This window comes from Bacillus sp. FSL K6-2861 (assembly GCF_038630725.1).
Lineage (GTDB): Bacteria > Bacillota > Bacilli > Bacillales > Bacillaceae > Bacillus > Bacillus velezensis.
Map to the genome: position 1 here is coordinate 2,577,697 of NZ_CP152037.1, position 16,521 is coordinate 2,594,217.

15 protein-coding genes are annotated in these 16,521 nt (G+C 49.0%); 2 read left to right on the forward strand and 13 right to left on the reverse strand.

Translation table 11 applies throughout. From position 1 onward, the window contains the following. Positions 1–18: 18 nt before the first annotated feature. Both NYE62_RS12550 and brxB read right to left on the reverse strand, forming a co-directional pair. On the reverse strand, positions 19–786 hold the full coding sequence (locus tag NYE62_RS12550) for a transporter substrate-binding domain-containing protein (RefSeq protein WP_007408386.1): 768 nt from the start codon (positions 784–786) through the stop codon (positions 19–21). A 245-nt stretch (positions 787–1,031) separates the two neighbouring features. Next, positions 1,032–1,469 (reverse strand): bacilliredoxin BrxB, encoded by a 438-nt coding sequence (gene brxB / locus NYE62_RS12555; protein ID WP_003153223.1) that lies wholly within the window; start codon positions 1,467–1,469, stop codon positions 1,032–1,034. A 178-nt stretch (positions 1,470–1,647) separates the two neighbouring features. Between brxB and NYE62_RS12560 the strand changes: the two genes are divergently transcribed. Continuing rightward, entirely contained in the window at positions 1,648–2,544 is an 897-nt protein-coding gene (locus tag NYE62_RS12560) for a YegS/Rv2252/BmrU family lipid kinase (RefSeq protein WP_342496974.1), read from the forward strand. 44 nt (positions 2,545–2,588) lie between these two features. Here the strand turns inward: NYE62_RS12560 and NYE62_RS12565 are convergent, their stop codons facing one another. The 8 genes from NYE62_RS12565 to NYE62_RS12600 form a co-directional block, all read right to left on the reverse strand. After that, positions 2,589–3,851 carry a dihydrolipoamide acetyltransferase family protein gene (locus tag NYE62_RS12565; RefSeq protein ID WP_276787940.1) on the reverse strand — a complete coding sequence of 421 codons (1,263 nt, stop codon included), beginning with the start codon at positions 3,849–3,851 and terminating at the stop codon, positions 2,589–2,591. Between the two features lie 21 nt (positions 3,852–3,872). After that, on the reverse strand, positions 3,873–4,856 hold the full coding sequence (gene bfmBAB, locus NYE62_RS12570; RefSeq protein WP_003153216.1) for a 3-methyl-2-oxobutanoate dehydrogenase subunit beta: 984 nt from the start codon (positions 4,854–4,856) through the stop codon (positions 3,873–3,875). A 12-nt stretch (positions 4,857–4,868) separates the two neighbouring features. Next, a complete protein-coding gene (locus NYE62_RS12575; protein ID WP_342496975.1) occupies positions 4,869–5,861 on the reverse strand; it encodes a thiamine pyrophosphate-dependent dehydrogenase E1 component subunit alpha in 993 nt (330 codons plus the stop codon). 22 nt (positions 5,862–5,883) lie between these two features. After that, positions 5,884–7,305, reverse strand: coding sequence for a dihydrolipoyl dehydrogenase (lpdA, locus tag NYE62_RS12580; RefSeq protein WP_241457548.1), 1,422 nt, complete (start codon positions 7,303–7,305; stop codon positions 5,884–5,886). Then, on the reverse strand, positions 7,295–8,410 hold the full coding sequence (gene buk / locus NYE62_RS12585) for a butyrate kinase (RefSeq protein WP_094032254.1): 1,116 nt from the start codon (positions 8,408–8,410) through the stop codon (positions 7,295–7,297). The genes lpdA and buk overlap by 11 nt, the downstream gene beginning before the upstream one ends. Before the next feature lie 17 nt (positions 8,411–8,427). Continuing rightward, positions 8,428–9,522 (reverse strand): branched-chain amino acid dehydrogenase, encoded by a 1,095-nt coding sequence (gene bcd / locus NYE62_RS12590; protein WP_342496976.1) that lies wholly within the window; start codon positions 9,520–9,522, stop codon positions 8,428–8,430. A 13-nt stretch (positions 9,523–9,535) separates the two neighbouring features. Then, the gene (gene yqiS, locus NYE62_RS12595) at positions 9,536–10,429 is read right to left on the reverse strand and encodes a phosphate butyryltransferase (RefSeq protein WP_094032253.1); all 894 of its coding nucleotides are present in this window, start codon (positions 10,427–10,429) and stop codon (positions 9,536–9,538) included. Between the two features lie 122 nt (positions 10,430–10,551). Beyond that, positions 10,552–12,621 (reverse strand): sigma-54-dependent Fis family transcriptional regulator, encoded by a 2,070-nt coding sequence (locus NYE62_RS12600; protein ID WP_015417788.1) that lies wholly within the window; start codon positions 12,619–12,621, stop codon positions 10,552–10,554. 153 nt (positions 12,622–12,774) lie between these two features. On the opposite strand from NYE62_RS12600, the gene NYE62_RS12605 reads away from it, so the two are divergent. Then, complete coding sequence (locus tag NYE62_RS12605) at positions 12,775–13,017, forward strand: DUF2627 domain-containing protein (RefSeq protein ID WP_007408378.1); 243 nt, start codon at positions 12,775–12,777, stop codon at positions 13,015–13,017. Positions 13,018–13,045: 28 nt separating this feature from the next. Here the strand turns inward: NYE62_RS12605 and prpB are convergent, their stop codons facing one another. The 3 genes from prpB to mmgD are packed head-to-tail and all read right to left on the reverse strand — an operon-like array spanning position 13,046 to position 16,520. Next, complete coding sequence (prpB, locus tag NYE62_RS12610; protein ID WP_342496977.1) at positions 13,046–13,951, reverse strand: methylisocitrate lyase; 906 nt, start codon at positions 13,949–13,951, stop codon at positions 13,046–13,048. Positions 13,952–13,969: 18 nt separating this feature from the next. Next, the gene (locus tag NYE62_RS12615; RefSeq protein WP_162262649.1) at positions 13,970–15,397 is read right to left on the reverse strand and encodes a bifunctional 2-methylcitrate dehydratase/aconitate hydratase; all 1,428 of its coding nucleotides are present in this window, start codon (positions 15,395–15,397) and stop codon (positions 13,970–13,972) included. Positions 15,398–15,422: 25 nt separating this feature from the next. Then, entirely contained in the window at positions 15,423–16,520 is a 1,098-nt protein-coding gene (mmgD, locus tag NYE62_RS12620; protein WP_342496978.1) for a citrate synthase, read from the reverse strand. Position 16,521: the final 1 nt, after the last annotated feature.

The following is a 16,521-nucleotide window of genomic DNA, read 5'->3' on the forward strand; positions in this document are numbered from 1 at the left end:
GAAAAGTTGAGCTTTCTTTTATTTCTCGTTGGTGAACCATTTTTTCTTCAGTTTTTCGATTTCTCCGTTTTTCTCCATTTCTTTCAGCGCTTTGTTGAACTTCGCTGTCAGATCACTGTCTTTGCGGAACGCAATCGCGGAGCCCGATTCGTCTGATTTCGCATCTGCTGACGCAAAGCCCTGCAGATCTTGATTTGAACTGAAATAGCCTTGTGCTACGATGTCTTCGATAATCGCGGCATCAAAACGCCCGGATTTGATCTCTTCGGTTAAGTCTGAGATCCGGTTGCGGTCTTCGAGCTGAAAACCGTATTTCGAAGCGAGCTTCTTGCCTTTTTCCTCTTGAATGGAGCCGAGCTGAACACCGACGGTTTTGCCTTTCAGATCATTCAGGGATTTCATGCTGCTTCCCTTTTTCGTAACGATCATATTGTTAGCAGTATAATAAATATCAGAAAAATCAACTTGCTTTTTCCGTTCCGGCGTAGGTGTCATTCCAGATAAAATCATATCTACCTGCTTGGACTTCAAGGCTGTAATCAGGCTGTTGAAGTCCATGTCCTGCACCTCAACGTCATAGCCAGTCTTTTTGCCTAGAGCTTTTGCCAGATCAACGTCAAACCCGGTGATCTGATCGCCGTCTTTATATTCAAATGGTTTATAGTCAGCCGATGTACCCATAATCAGCTTGTTCTTTCCGCCCTCTGAGCCTGAATTGCCTGATCCGCAGGCGGACAGCGCAAAGGTGATACATGCGGCAGCTAATACCAACAGCCATTTCTTCATGATTCATTTCCCCCATATCTACTGATCTCTTAAATTTGAATATTTATTCGTTAACTTGTATTTTAAACACTTTTTAATTGTGATGCAATACTATTTTCGAAAAATATATTTTCCTTTCTGTGTTTATTATAGTCATTGTTTTTCAGATTAGTGACAGCTGAACGCCGATGTATATATATTTATATTTATACAGATTCCATATAAAAAAACCCCGCAAGCGCTTGGCTCCGGGGTTTTTCTTTCACTTATACTTCTTCACAATATTCTTCAAATGCTTCCTGCAGTTTTGTGACGACGGCCATCGGCTCATGGCCTTCAATTTCATGGCGTTCCACCATTTTCATGATTTTCCCGTCTTTTAAAATGGCAAATGACGGGGAGGACGGCGGGTAGCCTTCAAAGTATTCTCTCGCTTTGGCTGTCGCTTCTTTATCCTGTCCGGCAAATACCGTCACAAGCTGATCCGGGCGTTTATCGTAATGTACGGAATGGTACGCGGCAGGCCGTGCAATACCGCCTGCGCATCCGCACACAGAGTTGACCATGACGAGTGTCGTTCCTTTTTTCGAAAGCGCTTCGTCCACTTCCTCAGCGGTTTTCAGCTCTGTATACCCGGCGGCCGTGATTTCCTGGCGGGCTTGACGCACGACATCATTCATAAATAAATTAAAATCCATATTCAACTGGGACATCTCCTTTTTGATCATCTCTTCTTATGATAGCAAGGAACCTCCCTATCGGCAAATGACACCGCTCATATCCAATTGTTTTTTGTCCCTTTTATGCTCCCGATGTAAGTTTATGACCCTTTAAAAACGGGAAACTTGTTAAGGAGATTGTCTGAAATAAAGGAGCAGTCATATGAGCCAACGGAAAGCAGTTTTAATTTATAACGGAAACGCCGGTCAAAAACAGATTGATAAAACGCTCGGCACGGTCGCCCCCATTTTGGCCCAGTCAGCTGACGAACTTTTGATTAAACCGACCAAACATCAGGATGATGCCCGTCAGTATTGTGAAAATCTCGACAGTTCAGTTGACCATTTATATATTTTAGGCGGAGACGGCACTGTGCATCAATGCATCAACAGCATCAGCAAGCTTGATCACAGACCCGCTGTCGGCATTTTGCCGGGAGGAACGTGCAACGATTTCTCACGGGCGCTCGGCATCCCGCAAAACCTTCAAAAGGCCGCTGAAGCGCTCGCGGCCGGACATAAACGGATGATTGACGTCTGTAAAACGGATGACGGCTATTTTCTGAACTTCTGGGGCATCGGACTGATCACCGAAGCATCAAGCCATATTAATGAAACTGAAAAAGCATGGCTTGGTAAAATCAGCTACTTCACGAGCGCCTTGCGGACGATGACAAGCGCGAACCCGTTTCCTGTCAAATTGACGATTGACGGCGAGGTGAAAGAAGACGAAGCCGTAATGGTGCTTGTCATGAACGGGCATTATATCGGGACAAACAGAGTTCCCCTGCCTGATGCCAGCCTCCGGGACGGCTTAGCCGATGTGTTAATCTGCCGCAACACAAGCCTTGCCGCGCTGCGGGAGCTGATGACGATGGAGCAGGGTTCGTTTGATGATTTCAAAGGGGAGCTGTCCTATATCCAGGCCTCCAGAATTGAAATCGAAACCGCACGTGAGATGGACGCGGATACAGATGGCGAGGTATACGGAACAACACCTTGTACGATCGAAGTGAAAAAACATCATCTCACTATGATTGTTCCCGAGGATTCACAATGAAAATAAAAAAGCTCCTTTTGCCGCCCGGGCAAAAGGAGTTTTTTTTAATAGACGGAAGTATGTTCATCAATGTTTTCTAAGATCTCTTTGACGCGTCCGAGGAATCGGCCGCACACGAGCCCGTCGAGCACTCTGTGATCTAAAGACAGGCAAAGATTAACCATATCACGAACGGCGATCATCCCGTTATTCATGACAACCGGACGTTTGACGATAGATTCTACCTGAAGAATCGCCGCCTGCGGATGGTTGATAATGCCCATAGATTGAACTGAGCCGAAAGATCCCGTGTTATTGACGGTAAATGTGCCGCCCTGCATATCTTCCGCAGTAAGTTTTCCGTTTCTCACTTTTTTCGCAAGGTCCGTTATTTCTCTGGCTATGCCTTTAATCGTTTTTTCATCAGCATGCTTAATAACCGGAACAAACAGCGAATCTTCCGTGGCAACGGCAATGGAGATGTTGATGTCTTTCTTTTGGACGATTTTGTCTCCCGCCCACATGCTGTTCATCTGCGGGAACTCCTTGAGAGCCTGCGCCGCCGCTTTTACAAAGAAAGCGAAAAACGTTAAATTGAAGCCTTCTTTCTGTTTAAATGAGTCTTTAATGCTGTTTCTGTACGCCGTCATGTTCGTGACGTCGACTTCCATCATCGTCCAGGCATGCGGAATTTCTGTTTTGCTTTTATGCATATTGGCGGCGATGGCTTTTCTGACACCTGTAACCGGAATTTCAATATCACCGGCTGACAGAGCGGGTGCCGGTGCTTGTTTTTGCTGTTGTTTCGGCGCTTGTTGCGTTGTTTGAACGGCTGCCGGCGCCGGTGCTTCCGACTTCTGCTGCATTCCCGAATCAATGATTTTTTGAATGTCTTTTCGCGTAATTCTTCCGCCTGCACCCGTTCCTTCAACTTCTTCAAGCTGAATGCCGTGTTCTCCCGCTAATCTGAGCACGGCCGGCGAATAACGCGCTTTATTTGACTGATCTTTACCTTGACGGTTTGCACCGGTGTCTGAAGGGGTATTCTGCTCTTCTTCCCGCTTCGGCGCCTCTTCGGTTTCCGTTTCTTCTGTTTCAATTTTGCAGATGATCTCGCCGACTGCAAGAGTCTGGCCTTCTTCTCCTACAAGTTCTGTAATCGTACCGGTAAAAGAAGACGGCACCTCCGCATTCACTTTATCCGTCATGACCTCCGCGATGGGGTCATATTTATTCACTTGATCACCGGGGGATACCAGCCACTTGCTGATCGTCCCTTCCGTCACGCTCTCTCCGAGCTGAGGCATAGCCATTTGTTCAATCGCCATGTCAAAAACCTCCTTACGTCTTTAAAACTCCGCTAATTCTCTCATCGCGGCTTCTGCTTTGTCAGGATTCATCATGAAGTATTTTTCCATTGTCGGCGCATAAGGCATTGCCGGAACGTCAGGACCTGCAAGCCGCTTGATCGGCGCGTCTAAATCAAATAAGCAGTTTTCAGAAATAATGGCGGCGACCTCGCTCATAATACCGCCTTCTTTCGTATCTTCTGTGATCAGCAATACTTTTCCTGTTTTAGACGCGGCTTCAATGATGGCTTCTTTATCTAACGGATAAACCGTACGCAAATCTAATACGTGTGCAGAAATCCCATCTTTTTCAAGGCGCTCGGCAGCCTGCAGAGCAAAATGGACGCATAATCCGTACGTAATAACAGTAATGTCGCTGCCTTCGCGTTTTACATCCGCCTTTCCGATCGGAAGGACGTAATCATCCGCAGGGACTTCGCCTTTAATCAGACGGTACGCCCTCTTATGTTCGAAAAACAGCACCGGATCTTCGTCACGGACTGCAGCTTTCAACAGCCCTTTTGCGTCATAAGGAGTTGAAGGCATGACAATTTTAAGGCCCGGCTGGTTGGCAAAAATGGCCTCCACAGATTGGGAATGATACAACGCGCCGTGCACGCCGCCGCCGTAAGGCGCTCTGATGACCATCGGACAGCTCCAATCATTGTTTGAACGGTAGCGTATTTTTGCCGCTTCTGAAATGATTTGGTTGACCGCAGGCAGAATGAAATCGGCAAACTGCATCTCGGCAATCGGGCGCATGCCGTACATCGCGGCGCCGATGCCGACACCGGCAATCGCTGATTCAGCAAGCGGCGTATCCATCACCCGCTCTTCTCCGAACTGTTCATAGAGACCCGCCGTGGCTTTAAACACGCCGCCTTTTCTCCCGACGTCTTCCCCGAGAACAAACACGCGCGGATCTCTTTCCATTTCTTCTTTCATTGCTGCATTAATACTGTCAATATAAGACATTACAGACATAAGTATTCCTCCCTACTTCGCATAAACGTGATCAAGCGTTGATTCAGGAGATGCGTATGGCGCTTTCTCCGCTTCGTCTGTCGCTTCGTTTACGATAGCCATGATGTCATCCAGCATGGTCTTTTCTTCTTCTTCACCTAGAAGCCCGGCTTCTTGCAAGTATGCTTTGTATAAAAGAAGCGGATCTTTTTTCTTTGCTTCTTCTACTTCTTCGCGTTCTCTGTAGCTGCTGTCGTCGTCATCACTGGAATGCGGTGTCAAACGGTAGGAAACCGTTTCTATTAATGTAGGGCCTTCGCCTTTAGACGCCCGTTCGCGCGCTTCTTTTACGGCCCGGTAAACTTCCAGCAGGTCGTTTCCGTCAACAGTGACTCCCGGCATGCCGTAGCCTGCCGCCCGGTCGGATATTTTCTCGCACGCCACCTGTCTGTCATACGGGACAGAAATGGCATACTTATTGTTTTCACACATGAAAATGACCGGCAGTTTATACACGGCGGCAAAGTTTGCCCCTTCGTGAAAATCCCCCTGGTTGGAAGATCCTTCTCCAAAGGTAACGAAAGAGACGATATCCTTTTTATCCATGCGTCCCGCAAGCGCAATTCCGACTGCGTGAGGCACCTGCGTCGTAACAGGGGATGAGCCCGTTACGATTCTGTTTTCCTTTTGCCCGAAGTGGCCCGGCATCTGCCTTCCGCCTGAGTTCGGGTCAGCTGCTTTCGCAAAACCCGACATCATCAAATCCTTTGCAGTCATACCGAATGCAAGCACAACCCCTATATCTCTGTAGTACGGAAGCACATAGTCGGTATCACGGTTTAAGGCATAGGCCGCGCCTACTTGCGCCGCTTCCTGTCCTTGACATGAAACAACGAACGGAATTTTGCCCGAGCGGTTTAAGAGCCACATTCTTTCGTCGATTTTTCTGGCTAACAGCATGGTTCTATACATTTCAACGGCTTCTTCGTCAGAGAGCCCTAATGCTTGATGGCGGTTTGTAGTCATTCAAACCCCTCCTTCTTTCCTTTTAAAAATGAATCGCGTTTCCGTCTGCGGCTAACGCAGCTTCTCCAATCGCCTCTGATAGGGACGGATGCGGATGTATGGACTGGCCGATTTCCCAAGGCGTCGCGTCGAGCACCTTGGCAAGCCCCGCTTCAGAGATCATATCGGTGACGTGCGGGCCGATCATATGAACACCGAGAATATCATCTGTATTCCGATCGGCGACGATTTTGACAAAGCCGTCGCTTTCTCCGTATACAAGAGCCTTTCCGATCGCCATGAACGGAAACTTCCCGATCTTCAGTTCATGCCCTTTTCGAAGAGCTTCCTCTTCTGTCAGGCCGACGCTCGCCGCTTCCGGATTTGAATAAATACATTTCGGCACAAGAGCGGCATCAAGCGGAGCCGGATTAAGACCCGCCATATGCTCAACGGCAATGATGCCCTCACGGGAGGCCACATGCGCAAGCTGCAGCCCGCCGACAACATCACCGATCGCATAAATGTGCGATTCCTTCGTCTGCCCGGCTTCGTTCACGATGATAGAACCGTTTTCCGCTTCAATATCCGTGTTTTCAAGCCCGATCCCTTCAATGTTCGGCTGGCGGCCGATGGAAACAAGCATTTGTTCCGCGTGATACGTTTCTTTTTTTCCATTCTTTTCAGCGGCAATTGAAACGCCGTCCGCTTTTTCCAATGTATCCGGAAGCACTTTCGCACCCGTCACGACCTTAATTCCTTTTTTCGTTAACAGTTTTTCCATCTCGCTTGAAATATCACGGTCTTCCGTCGGCAAAATGCGGTCCGCATATTCAATCACAGTGATATTGACGCCGAAATCGTTCAGCATGGATGCCCATTCAATTCCGATGACACCGCCGCCGACGATCATCATGGATTGGGGCAGACGTTCAAGCTCTAACGCTTCATCTGATGTCAGAATATATGTACCGTCTGCTTCTAAACCCGGCAGCATTTTCGGCCTTGAACCGGTTGCGATAATCAATTGTTTCGGTATCAGCATGTCGTTTTCTTCACCATTTGCGTATTCGACGGAAACCGTACCGGGAAGAGGTGAGAAGATGGAAGGGCCGAGCATACGTCCGTACCCGTTGAATACATCAATCTTCCCCTTTTTCATCAAGTGGGCGACACCGCCGGCCAGCCGGTCAACGATTCCCTGCTTTCGTTTTTGCACGCTGTCAAAGCGGAGGGAGACACCTTCCGTTTCAATGCCGAATGCTGCCGCTTCCTTTGCGGTTCGGTACACTTCCGCGCTTCTTAACAGCGCTTTACTCGGGATACACCCTTTATGCAGGCATGTTCCGCCGAGCTTTTCTTTTTCTACAACGGCCGTTTTTAAGCCGAGCTGGGCCGCTCTGATGGCGGCTACATAACCGCCCGTGCCGCCGCCCAGAATGACCACATCATACTCAGTCGCCATTTGTTTTCACTCCTTCGCCGATCTGATATTGCTTTGACTGCTCCTCACCGGCTAAAACCCGAAGCGCGCCTTGCGCGAGAGATTGCAGTTCATTTTCTCCCGGGTACACCAGTACATCCGAAATCCAATCTATGTACGATCTGATGGCGGATACGAAACTTTTCCCGTACGCCAATCCGCCCGTCAGGACGATAATGTCTACTTTTCCTTTTAAAACGGCGCTTGCCGCCCCGATTTCTTTTGCTACTTGATAAGCCATGGCGTCATAAATGAGACGCGCATGCTCATCTCCGGCCTGAATGCGTTTTTCCACCTTCACCGCGTCCGTTGTCCCCAGGTAGCCGGAGAGTCCGCCCGTGCCGACAAGTTTTTTCATCATATCGGCTTTTGAATACTTGCCGGAAAAACACATTTCTACCAAATCACCCGCCGGAACAGTTCCCGCGCGCTCCGGGCTGAAGGGTCCTTCTCCGTGAAGCCCATTGTTGACATCCGTCACCCGTCCGCAATCATGGACACCGACTGTGGTGCCGCCGCCCATATGAGTGACGATCATCTTCATCTGTTCATACCGTTTGCCCAGGGACGCCGCCGCCTGACGGGCAACAGCTTTTTGGTTCAAAGCATGGAAAATGCTTTTCCGCTTGATCTCAGGCATTCCTGATACTTTAGCGAGCGGAGTCATCTCATCCACCACGACCGGATCGACGATATACGCGGGGATATTTAATCCGTCAGCTATTTCCCTGGCAATAATTCCGCCCAGATTAGAAGCATGCTGGCCGTTGTAGCCGTTTTTCAAATCAGTGATCATGGCGTCATTCACTTCATATGTGCCGCCCTCAATCGGTCTGAGCAGGCCGCCCCTGGCACAAACGGCATCGAACTTTGAAATGTTGATGCCCTGTTCGTGCAAAGACTCAAGAATGCTTATTTTTCGAAATTCGTATTGGTCGATGATGCTGTTAAATGTTTTCAGCTCTTCTTCGGGATGCCGCAGCGTCTTTTCAAAGATACAGCGTTCATTGTGAAAGACACCGATTTTCGTTGATGTTGAGCCTGGATTCAGAATGAGAATGCGTTTTTCCTTTTCGAACATTTTCATACCTCCAGATCAAATTCCTATCGTCTGCTTAATATACTTTGGCCGTTTTGCAGAAACTGGCTTCTTGAACGGCGCATGCGCTCAATTCGTTCCTCAGCCAGACGGTCGGCCGCTAAGTATGTCGGAATGCCGTCACGCGCGGAAATATCGAGCACCCGCTCAATGTTTGCATAGATGCCTTCAACTTTTTTCAAAGCCCGCTCAGCATTGTAGCCGTAAAGCTCATCGGCCACATTGATGACGCCGCCTGCATTGATGACATAATCCGGAGCGTACACGATTCCCATTTCATGAATGGTATCGCCGTGACGTGTTTCTTTCAGCTGGTTATTGGCCGCTCCCGCAATGACTTTCGCCTTCAGCTGTTTAATCGTGTCATCGTTAATGACGGCGCCGAGAGCACATGGGGCATAAATATCGCACGCCTGTGAGTAAATGTCGCCGGGATCAACTGCGCGGGCGCCGAAATCCTCAACGGCACGTTTAACAGATTCTTTATTGATATCCGTTACGATTAAAGAAGCGCCTTCTTCGTGAAGGTGGCGGCATAGATTGTAAGCCACATTTCCCACGCCTTGCACGGCAATTGTTTTACCTTCCAGTGAATCAGTGTCAAACGCCGCTTTCGCTGCGGCTTTCATCCCTTTGTAGACGCCGTACGCCGTAACGGGAGACGGATTTCCTGATGAACCGAAAGCCGGAGAAATTCCGGTTACATAGTCTGTTTCATCATGAATGATGTCCATATCTTCAACGGTCGTGCCGACGTCTTCCGCCGTAATATACCTTCCGTTTAAGCCTTGGATGTACCGGCCGAACGCGCGGAACATTTCTTCATTTTTATCTTTGCGCGGGTCTCCGATAATAACGGTTTTCCCGCCGCCTAAGTTTAAACCGGCAGCCGCATTTTTATAAGTCATGCCTTTTGCAAGTCTTAGTGCATCTTCAATCGCCGCTTCTTCACTGTCATATGTCCACATTCTTGTTCCGCCGAGTGCGGGGCCGAGCGTCGTATCATGAATCGCGATGATCGCTTTTAATCCGGATTGTTCATCTTGGCAGAATACCAATTGTTCGTAATCATAAGTCTCCATATATTTAAAAATTTCCATTGGTTCGTTCCTCCTACTGTTCTTGTGATGCGCAAATCGCAAGCGCAATTGAATACAGTTTATTTTCTGCGGTATCCGCTCTGCTCGTTAATGCGATCGGCGCTTTTGCACCGGCGATGACGGCAGCAACACTTGCTTTCGCAAAATAAATCATTGACTTATAAAGCATATTTCCGGCCTCGATTGAAGGAACCAAGAGAATATCCGCCTGGCCCGCTACGCTTCCGGAAATTCCTTTTTGCAGCGTAGCCGCTTGGGATACGGCATTATCCAAAGCAAGCGGTCCGTCCGCAATGCAGCCGGTAATCTGTCCTCTATTGCACATCTGGACGATCGCAGCCGCGTTCAGCGTTGCCTCCATTTTCGGATTAACCGTTTCAATAGCGGCAAGGACTGCGGCTTTCGGCATAGGATTCCCTACTGAATGTGCGACATGAACCGCATTTTGCAGAATATGCCCGAGCTCTTCAAGAGACGGGGCAATGTTCAGCGCTGAATCAGTCACATACATCAGCCGGTCATAGTCCGGCACCTCAAAAACAGCTACATGTGATAACACCCTTTTTGAACGAAGCCCTTCATGGCGGTTTAAAACCGATTTCAGAAGAGTAGAGCTCGGGAGATTCCCTTTCATTAAAACGTCCGCCTCTTGTTCACGCACTGCGCGCACTGCTTTTGCCGCAGATTCTTCGGGTGAATCGGCGTGGATGATTTCAGCATTGAACTTCGGCTCATTTGCCAGAAGCTCTTTCAGCTTTCCGCTGTCACCCGTCAGTAAAAATCGTGCCGACAAGTGTTCTGCCGCCATTTTGACGGCCTGGATCACTTCTTTATCTGCTGCGTGGGCCACTGCAATGGTTTTTGCGTTTTTTGCCGCGGCTTTTTCAACTAGGTCTCTCAGCTTCATTTTTTACCACCTTCCTTGTGCGAATCCGCTTTTAACAATGCAAGTTCCGTGCCAAATATGCGGGAGGGTTTATTCCGGCTTTCTTCAAGAAAACATGCAGCTGTTTGCGCTTTCTCTGCAATTTATTGCATGCCGTCATTTGCAAGGCCGTACTTGTCCATTTTGTAGTACAGATTCCGAATGCTGACACCAAGCGCTTTTGCCGTTTTGGTTCGGTTGAATTTATGATTTTCAAGCGTTTTTTGAATGACGTGCGCTTCAAATTTTTCAACAGCCTGAGACAGCTTTTCCCCTTCCACATCCGGAAAATCACTTTGGGTGCCGTTTTTTTCATTCAGCTCTGATTCAAAAACAGGCAGGTGCTGCTGTTCGATCCGTTCCATGTGCGGCTCTAAAAATATCATTGCCCGTCCGAGAACATTTTCAAGCTCCCGGACGTTTCCCGGCCAGCTGTAGGCTGATAAAGCTCGCAGCGCGTTCGGCGTGAGCCCCTTTACATTGCGGCCGTAATCCTGATTGATTTTTTCAATGAGCCGAATGCTCAGCGCTTCAATATCTTCTTTGCGCTGCCGAAGCGGCGGGATTGAGATCGGATAGCGGTTAATCCGGTAATACAGGTCTTCACGGAACGCGCCTTCCGCCATGGCCTTTTCGATGTTGACGTTCGTCGCTGCGATAATTCTGACATTGACAGAAATCGCTTTAGTGCCGCCGACTCTGATAATTTCTTTTTCCTGCAGAACTCTGAGCAGCTTTGCCTGGGTGCTTTGGGTCAGCTCTCCGATTTCATCTAAGAAAATGCTGCCGTTATTCGCTTCCTCAAAAAGTCCTTTTTTGCCCCCGCGCCTCGCGCCCGTAAACGCGCCTTCCTCATAGCCGAAAAGCTCGGATTCTAGCAGGGATTCAGACAGGGCCGCACAATTGACCCGGATGAACTTATTGTATTTTCGGTCGCTTTCATTATGGATGGCGTGGGCGAAAAGTTCTTTTCCTGTGCCGGATTCTCCCCGCAGCAGAATCGTCGCCGGCGTTTTCGCCCCGAGCTTCGCCTGTTCAAGGGCGACCAGCATTTGTTCACTCGTGCCGATAATGTCGTCAAACGTGTATTTCGCTTCAAGTGTGCGGATGATCTGGCGCGCCCGATTCAGCTCAGCAGTCAGCGTTTTAATTTCTGACACGTCGTGGATGACGCCGACGCTGCCTTTTAAAATACCGTCCACAATAACGGGGGCAACATTTACGATAACATCCTTTTTATTGGGGCCGACCTTCATTCTCACACCCCGCACGGGCCGCCTTGTCCCCAATACTTTCAGGTGCATGCTCTCCCCTTCTGAGATATCGGTGGAAGCGGGTTTTCCGATGACTTCGCTTTCTGACAGCCCGGTCATTTTTGTATACGCTTTGTTGATTAACATTCCGATGCCGTTTTCATCAACGACAGAAATGGCCTCGTCTGATGATTGTATAATCGCTTCAAGCATGGTGCGGATTTGTTTTAAGTTCGTGACCTCTTCCGCCAGTTCAACTGCGTCGGTGATGTCTTTAAACACGCATAACGCGCCGAGAAGTTTTCCGCCTTCATCAATGATCGGCAGTCTTGTCGTGACAATCTGCAGGTGCTTTCCGAGAAGCTGCTTCTGGTTATATTCCGGCTCTCTCGTTTCCAGAATTCGCGGCAGCTTTGTGTTCGGCACTACATCTTTAATTTGGCGGCCGATGACATCCTCCCGTTTTTGGCCGACCATTTTTTCTGCCATCTGATTAAATAAAATGATCGTTTCGTTGACGTCTATAAAAATCATGCCGTCGTGCGTTGAATTAAAAATCCGGTCATGCTTATACGTCTGCGACTTCAGCATTTGGATAAGCTGCTGTTTTTCCTCCATCAGCTGAAACACCATGTACGCCAATTTTCCCGGCATGACGATGGTTTGTTCTTTTTTCTCATGGAGCAGCTCATCCATGACCGCTTTATCGCCTGTTGTATGGATGATAATATCTATATCTTCAGTTATGTAGGGTTTCCAATCTGATGAGGTTGCAATTCCATATCTCCGGGCTTCTTGCAGCCCTTGCGCCTCCGGATCTTGATCAACCACCGCAATAATCCGGATCAGCTTTGTTTTCATCAAAATCTGTAGGAGCGCCGTGCCTCCTTTACCAGCACCTATAATCAGCACCTTCTGCATCCCGATACCCCTTTATATGAAAAAATTTGCACACCTGTATTTCCCGTTGCAATAATTTGCACAACCCCTATGTTACCACGTTTTGATCTCTTGACAAAATATTTTTTCGATTGGACAATAAAGGAAAACAAATCGTAAAGGGGTTTTCTGAATATGAGCCGGCTTGTTGCGCTTTTGATTCTGGTCCTCCCCGGCGCTGTCGCGGCGCTCGGCATTAAGCTGATGAGAGATGCATTATTCGGGCATGCGTTTTCCCCGTTTCCGTCCCTTTTTCTTCAGGGGGCGGCCGGATTGGCGTTTTTTTTGTTCGGCCTTTATGTTCTGGCCGGGTTTATTCTGTACAGAGATCGAAAACGCAATCAAGTCAGCCCGCGGTTCAGGAAAAAAAAGCTGTAAAAAAAGCCCTTGCAAAAAAAGGGCTTTTTCAGTCGTCCGGCAGTATCGTTTTGGCAATGGATTGATCCAGTTCTTCATAGTCATCGTAAGCGATCGTTTCATATAGTTCTTTTCTCGTCTGCATATCCGAAAGCCCCTCTTTTTGCGAGCCTTCTTCTTTCAGAAGGCGGAAAATGCGCTCAAAAGCCTTGGCCGCCGTTCTGAGTGACGTGACCGGGTAAATGACTATCTGACAGCCCATATCGGAAAATTCATCAGCACTGTAATACGGCGTTTTTCCGAATTCAGTCATGTTTGCGAGAATCGGCACACTGATTTGTTTGGAAAACGCTCTGAATTCACTTTCGGATTGGAGCGCTTCCGGAAAAACAGCGTCAGCACCCGCTTTTATATAAGCGGACGCCCTTTTTAATGCCCCCTCCAATCCTTCCTGCTGTCTGGCGTCTGTTCTCGCAACAACAAGAAGAGTCGGCGCGGCCCGCTTGACCGCTTGGATTTTTTGCGCCATTTCTTCAATCGGCACGAGCTGCTTCCCATTCAGATGTCCGCATTTTTTCGGCAGGCGCTGATCCTCCATCTGGACGGCGGCCGCGCGCGCTTCATACATTTCTTTCGCCGTCCGGGCGGCATTCAGCACTCCTCCGAAACCCGTGTCAATATCGACAAGGACGGGCAGATCAGACGAGCGGACCAAATCTTTAACCCGTTCAGCCATTTCCGCCGACGTGATGATCCCTAAATCGGGCAGCCCTCTGCTCGCCGTGTAAGCCGCACCTGATAAATAAAGAGCCGAAAACCCCGTTTTCTTGGCGATAAGAGCGGCCATCGCATCGTGAGCGCCGGGGATCTGCAATAGATCCGGCGCTGCCATCAGCGTACGGAACCGCTCTGCAAGCTCCTCTTGAGACGACTGCTTGCTGACGATCCACGTCATGTTTGTCACCCTCCTATTTTATACGAGAAATAAGTCCATAAATTCACTGACGCTGAGCTTCTGCATTCGGCCGCTGTGTTCGCAGGCCTCTTCGATTTTACGCTGCTGCTTCAATGAAAAATGAGTGCTGATGTTTGCTGAAAACTTGGCAAGAATCTTCGGAACGGCTTCTTTTCTGCGGAACCGGTGCCCGAGCGGGTATTCACATTCAATCCGTCCCGTAGCCGTGCCGTCTGTAAAATGCACCTGTACGGCATTTGATATGGATCGCTTATTCGGGTCTAAGTAATCTTTTGAGTACGCTTTGTGTTCCGTCACCTCCATTTTACTCCGCAATGTATCAATTCGCGGGTCAGACGCCGTTTCCTCTTCATAATGATCCGCCGTGATATCTCCGAAAAGCAGCCCGATTGCCGTAATGTACTGGAGGCAGTGATCCCGGTCAGCCGGATTGTGAAGCGGCCCTTTTTTATCGATAATCCGGATTGCCGACTCATGGGTCATAATCGTGATCCTATCAATGTCTTCGATGCGGTCTTTCACCTCCGGATGAAGCCGGACCGCGCATTCCGCCGCTGTCTGGGCGTGAAATTCAGCCGGGTAGGATACTTTAAACAAAACATTCTCCATCACATAGGACCCAAGCGGGCGGGCAAGCTTTATTTCCTGCCGGTTAAATAATACGTCTTGAAATCCCCACCCAGATGCGGTCAGAGCCGTCGGGTACCCCATTTCACCTTTGTGTGCCATAAGGGCCAAATATACCCCTCTGCTCGTCGCGTCGCCGGCCGCCCATGATTTGCGTGATCCGGTATTCGGCGCATGACGGTACGTTCTGAGGCTTGAATTATCAATCCAGGCATGAGATACGGCGTTATTGATTTCCTCTTTTGAGCCGCCCAGCATTTGCGCGCAAACAGCCGCAGTCGCCACTTTCACAAACAGCACATGGTCAAGCCCCACTCTGTTTAAGCTGTTTTCCAAAGCGAGAATTCCTTGAATTTCGTGCGCTTTGATCATTGCGCAAAGCACATCGCGCACGGTAAGCGGTTCTTTCCCTTCTGAAATCCGCACTCTGGATATATAATCCGCACAAGCCAATATGCCTCCGAGATTGTCAGACGGATGACCCCATTCCGCCGCAAGCCACGTATCATTATAATCGAGCCACCTGTTGATACAGCCGATATTAAAAGCAGCCGTGACCGGGTCTAAAACAAAAGGCGTGCCCGGGACTCTGCTGCCGTTGGGGACGGAGGTTCCCGGGACAATCGGGCCGAGCAGCTTTGTACATTCGGGATAGCTGAGCGCCAAAATCCCGCAGCCTATCGTATCAAGAAGCACATGTCCTGCCGTAGTAAAAGCTTCTGAACTGTCAATCTCCTGATGGAGCACGTAGTCAGAAATCTCTTCGATTACAGCGTCCATTCGGCGGGGTTCTGTCATGTTTTCATCTTCCTTTCTCATCTGTTTACAGGCGCGCTCCGGTATAGCGGACACGCGGGCGGAAAAGCCGGTTTCGGCTGTGCTGTTCAATGACGTGGGCACACAATCCGACCGTCCGTGCACTGAAGAATATAGGCGTGTACAGCGATATTGGGATGCCGAGCATGTAATAGACCGGCGCTGCGTAGTAATCTAAATTCGGATAAAGGCCTTTTTTCTCCCGCATGACGGTTTCGCCGGCTTCACACATATGATAAAGACGGAAATCACCTGAAAGATCAGACAGCTTTTTTAACGCTTCTTTCATCATGAGCGCCCTCGGGTCCATTTTTTTCATGTAGACACGGTGGCCGAAGCCCATGATTTTTTCTTTGTTTGCGAGTTTTTGAGTTAATAATTGTATAAACCCGTCTGTATCCTTCGCTTCCTCAAGCATGTACATAACCGCTTCGTTCGCTCCGCCGTGAAGATTTCCCTTAAGCGAGGCGACGGCTCCGGTCAGCGCACCGTAAATATCCGATTGCGTCGAAGCGATGACACGGGCCGTAAACGTTGAGTTCGGCAATTCATGCTCACTGTATAAAAGAAGCGACCGGTCGAAGATTTCTTCTTCCAAAGATGACGGTGTTTTTCCGGTAATCATATATAAAAAGTTTGCGCTGTATGATAAGGTTCCGACCGGCGCCAAAGGCTCCAGCCCGTTGATGACTCGATAGCTGTTGACCGTCAGATTCGGCATTTTGCCTATCAGTCCGCGTACGCGGTGCTGATTTACGGAAGATGAACGGTCATCGATGTCCTTGTCAAAGCCTCCAAGCGCGGACAAACCCGTCCTCAGTCCGTCCATCGGGTGAGTATGTTCAGGCAGCAGACGGCATATGTGCAAGATTTCCTCGGGAAGGTGCCCGCTGCGCCGAACGTCTTCTTCAAGCGCCGCCTTCTCTTTCGCATCAGGAAGTCTGTCTTCCAATAAGAGATGAACAATGTCCATATAGCCGGCCGTTTTAGAAAGCTCAATCAGATCGTGGCCTTTGATTAAAATACTGCCCTGCTGTGTATCCAGGAAAGAAATCCCCGTTTCCACCGCAATGACGCCATCTAAACCGGGAGAATAAGATTCCATG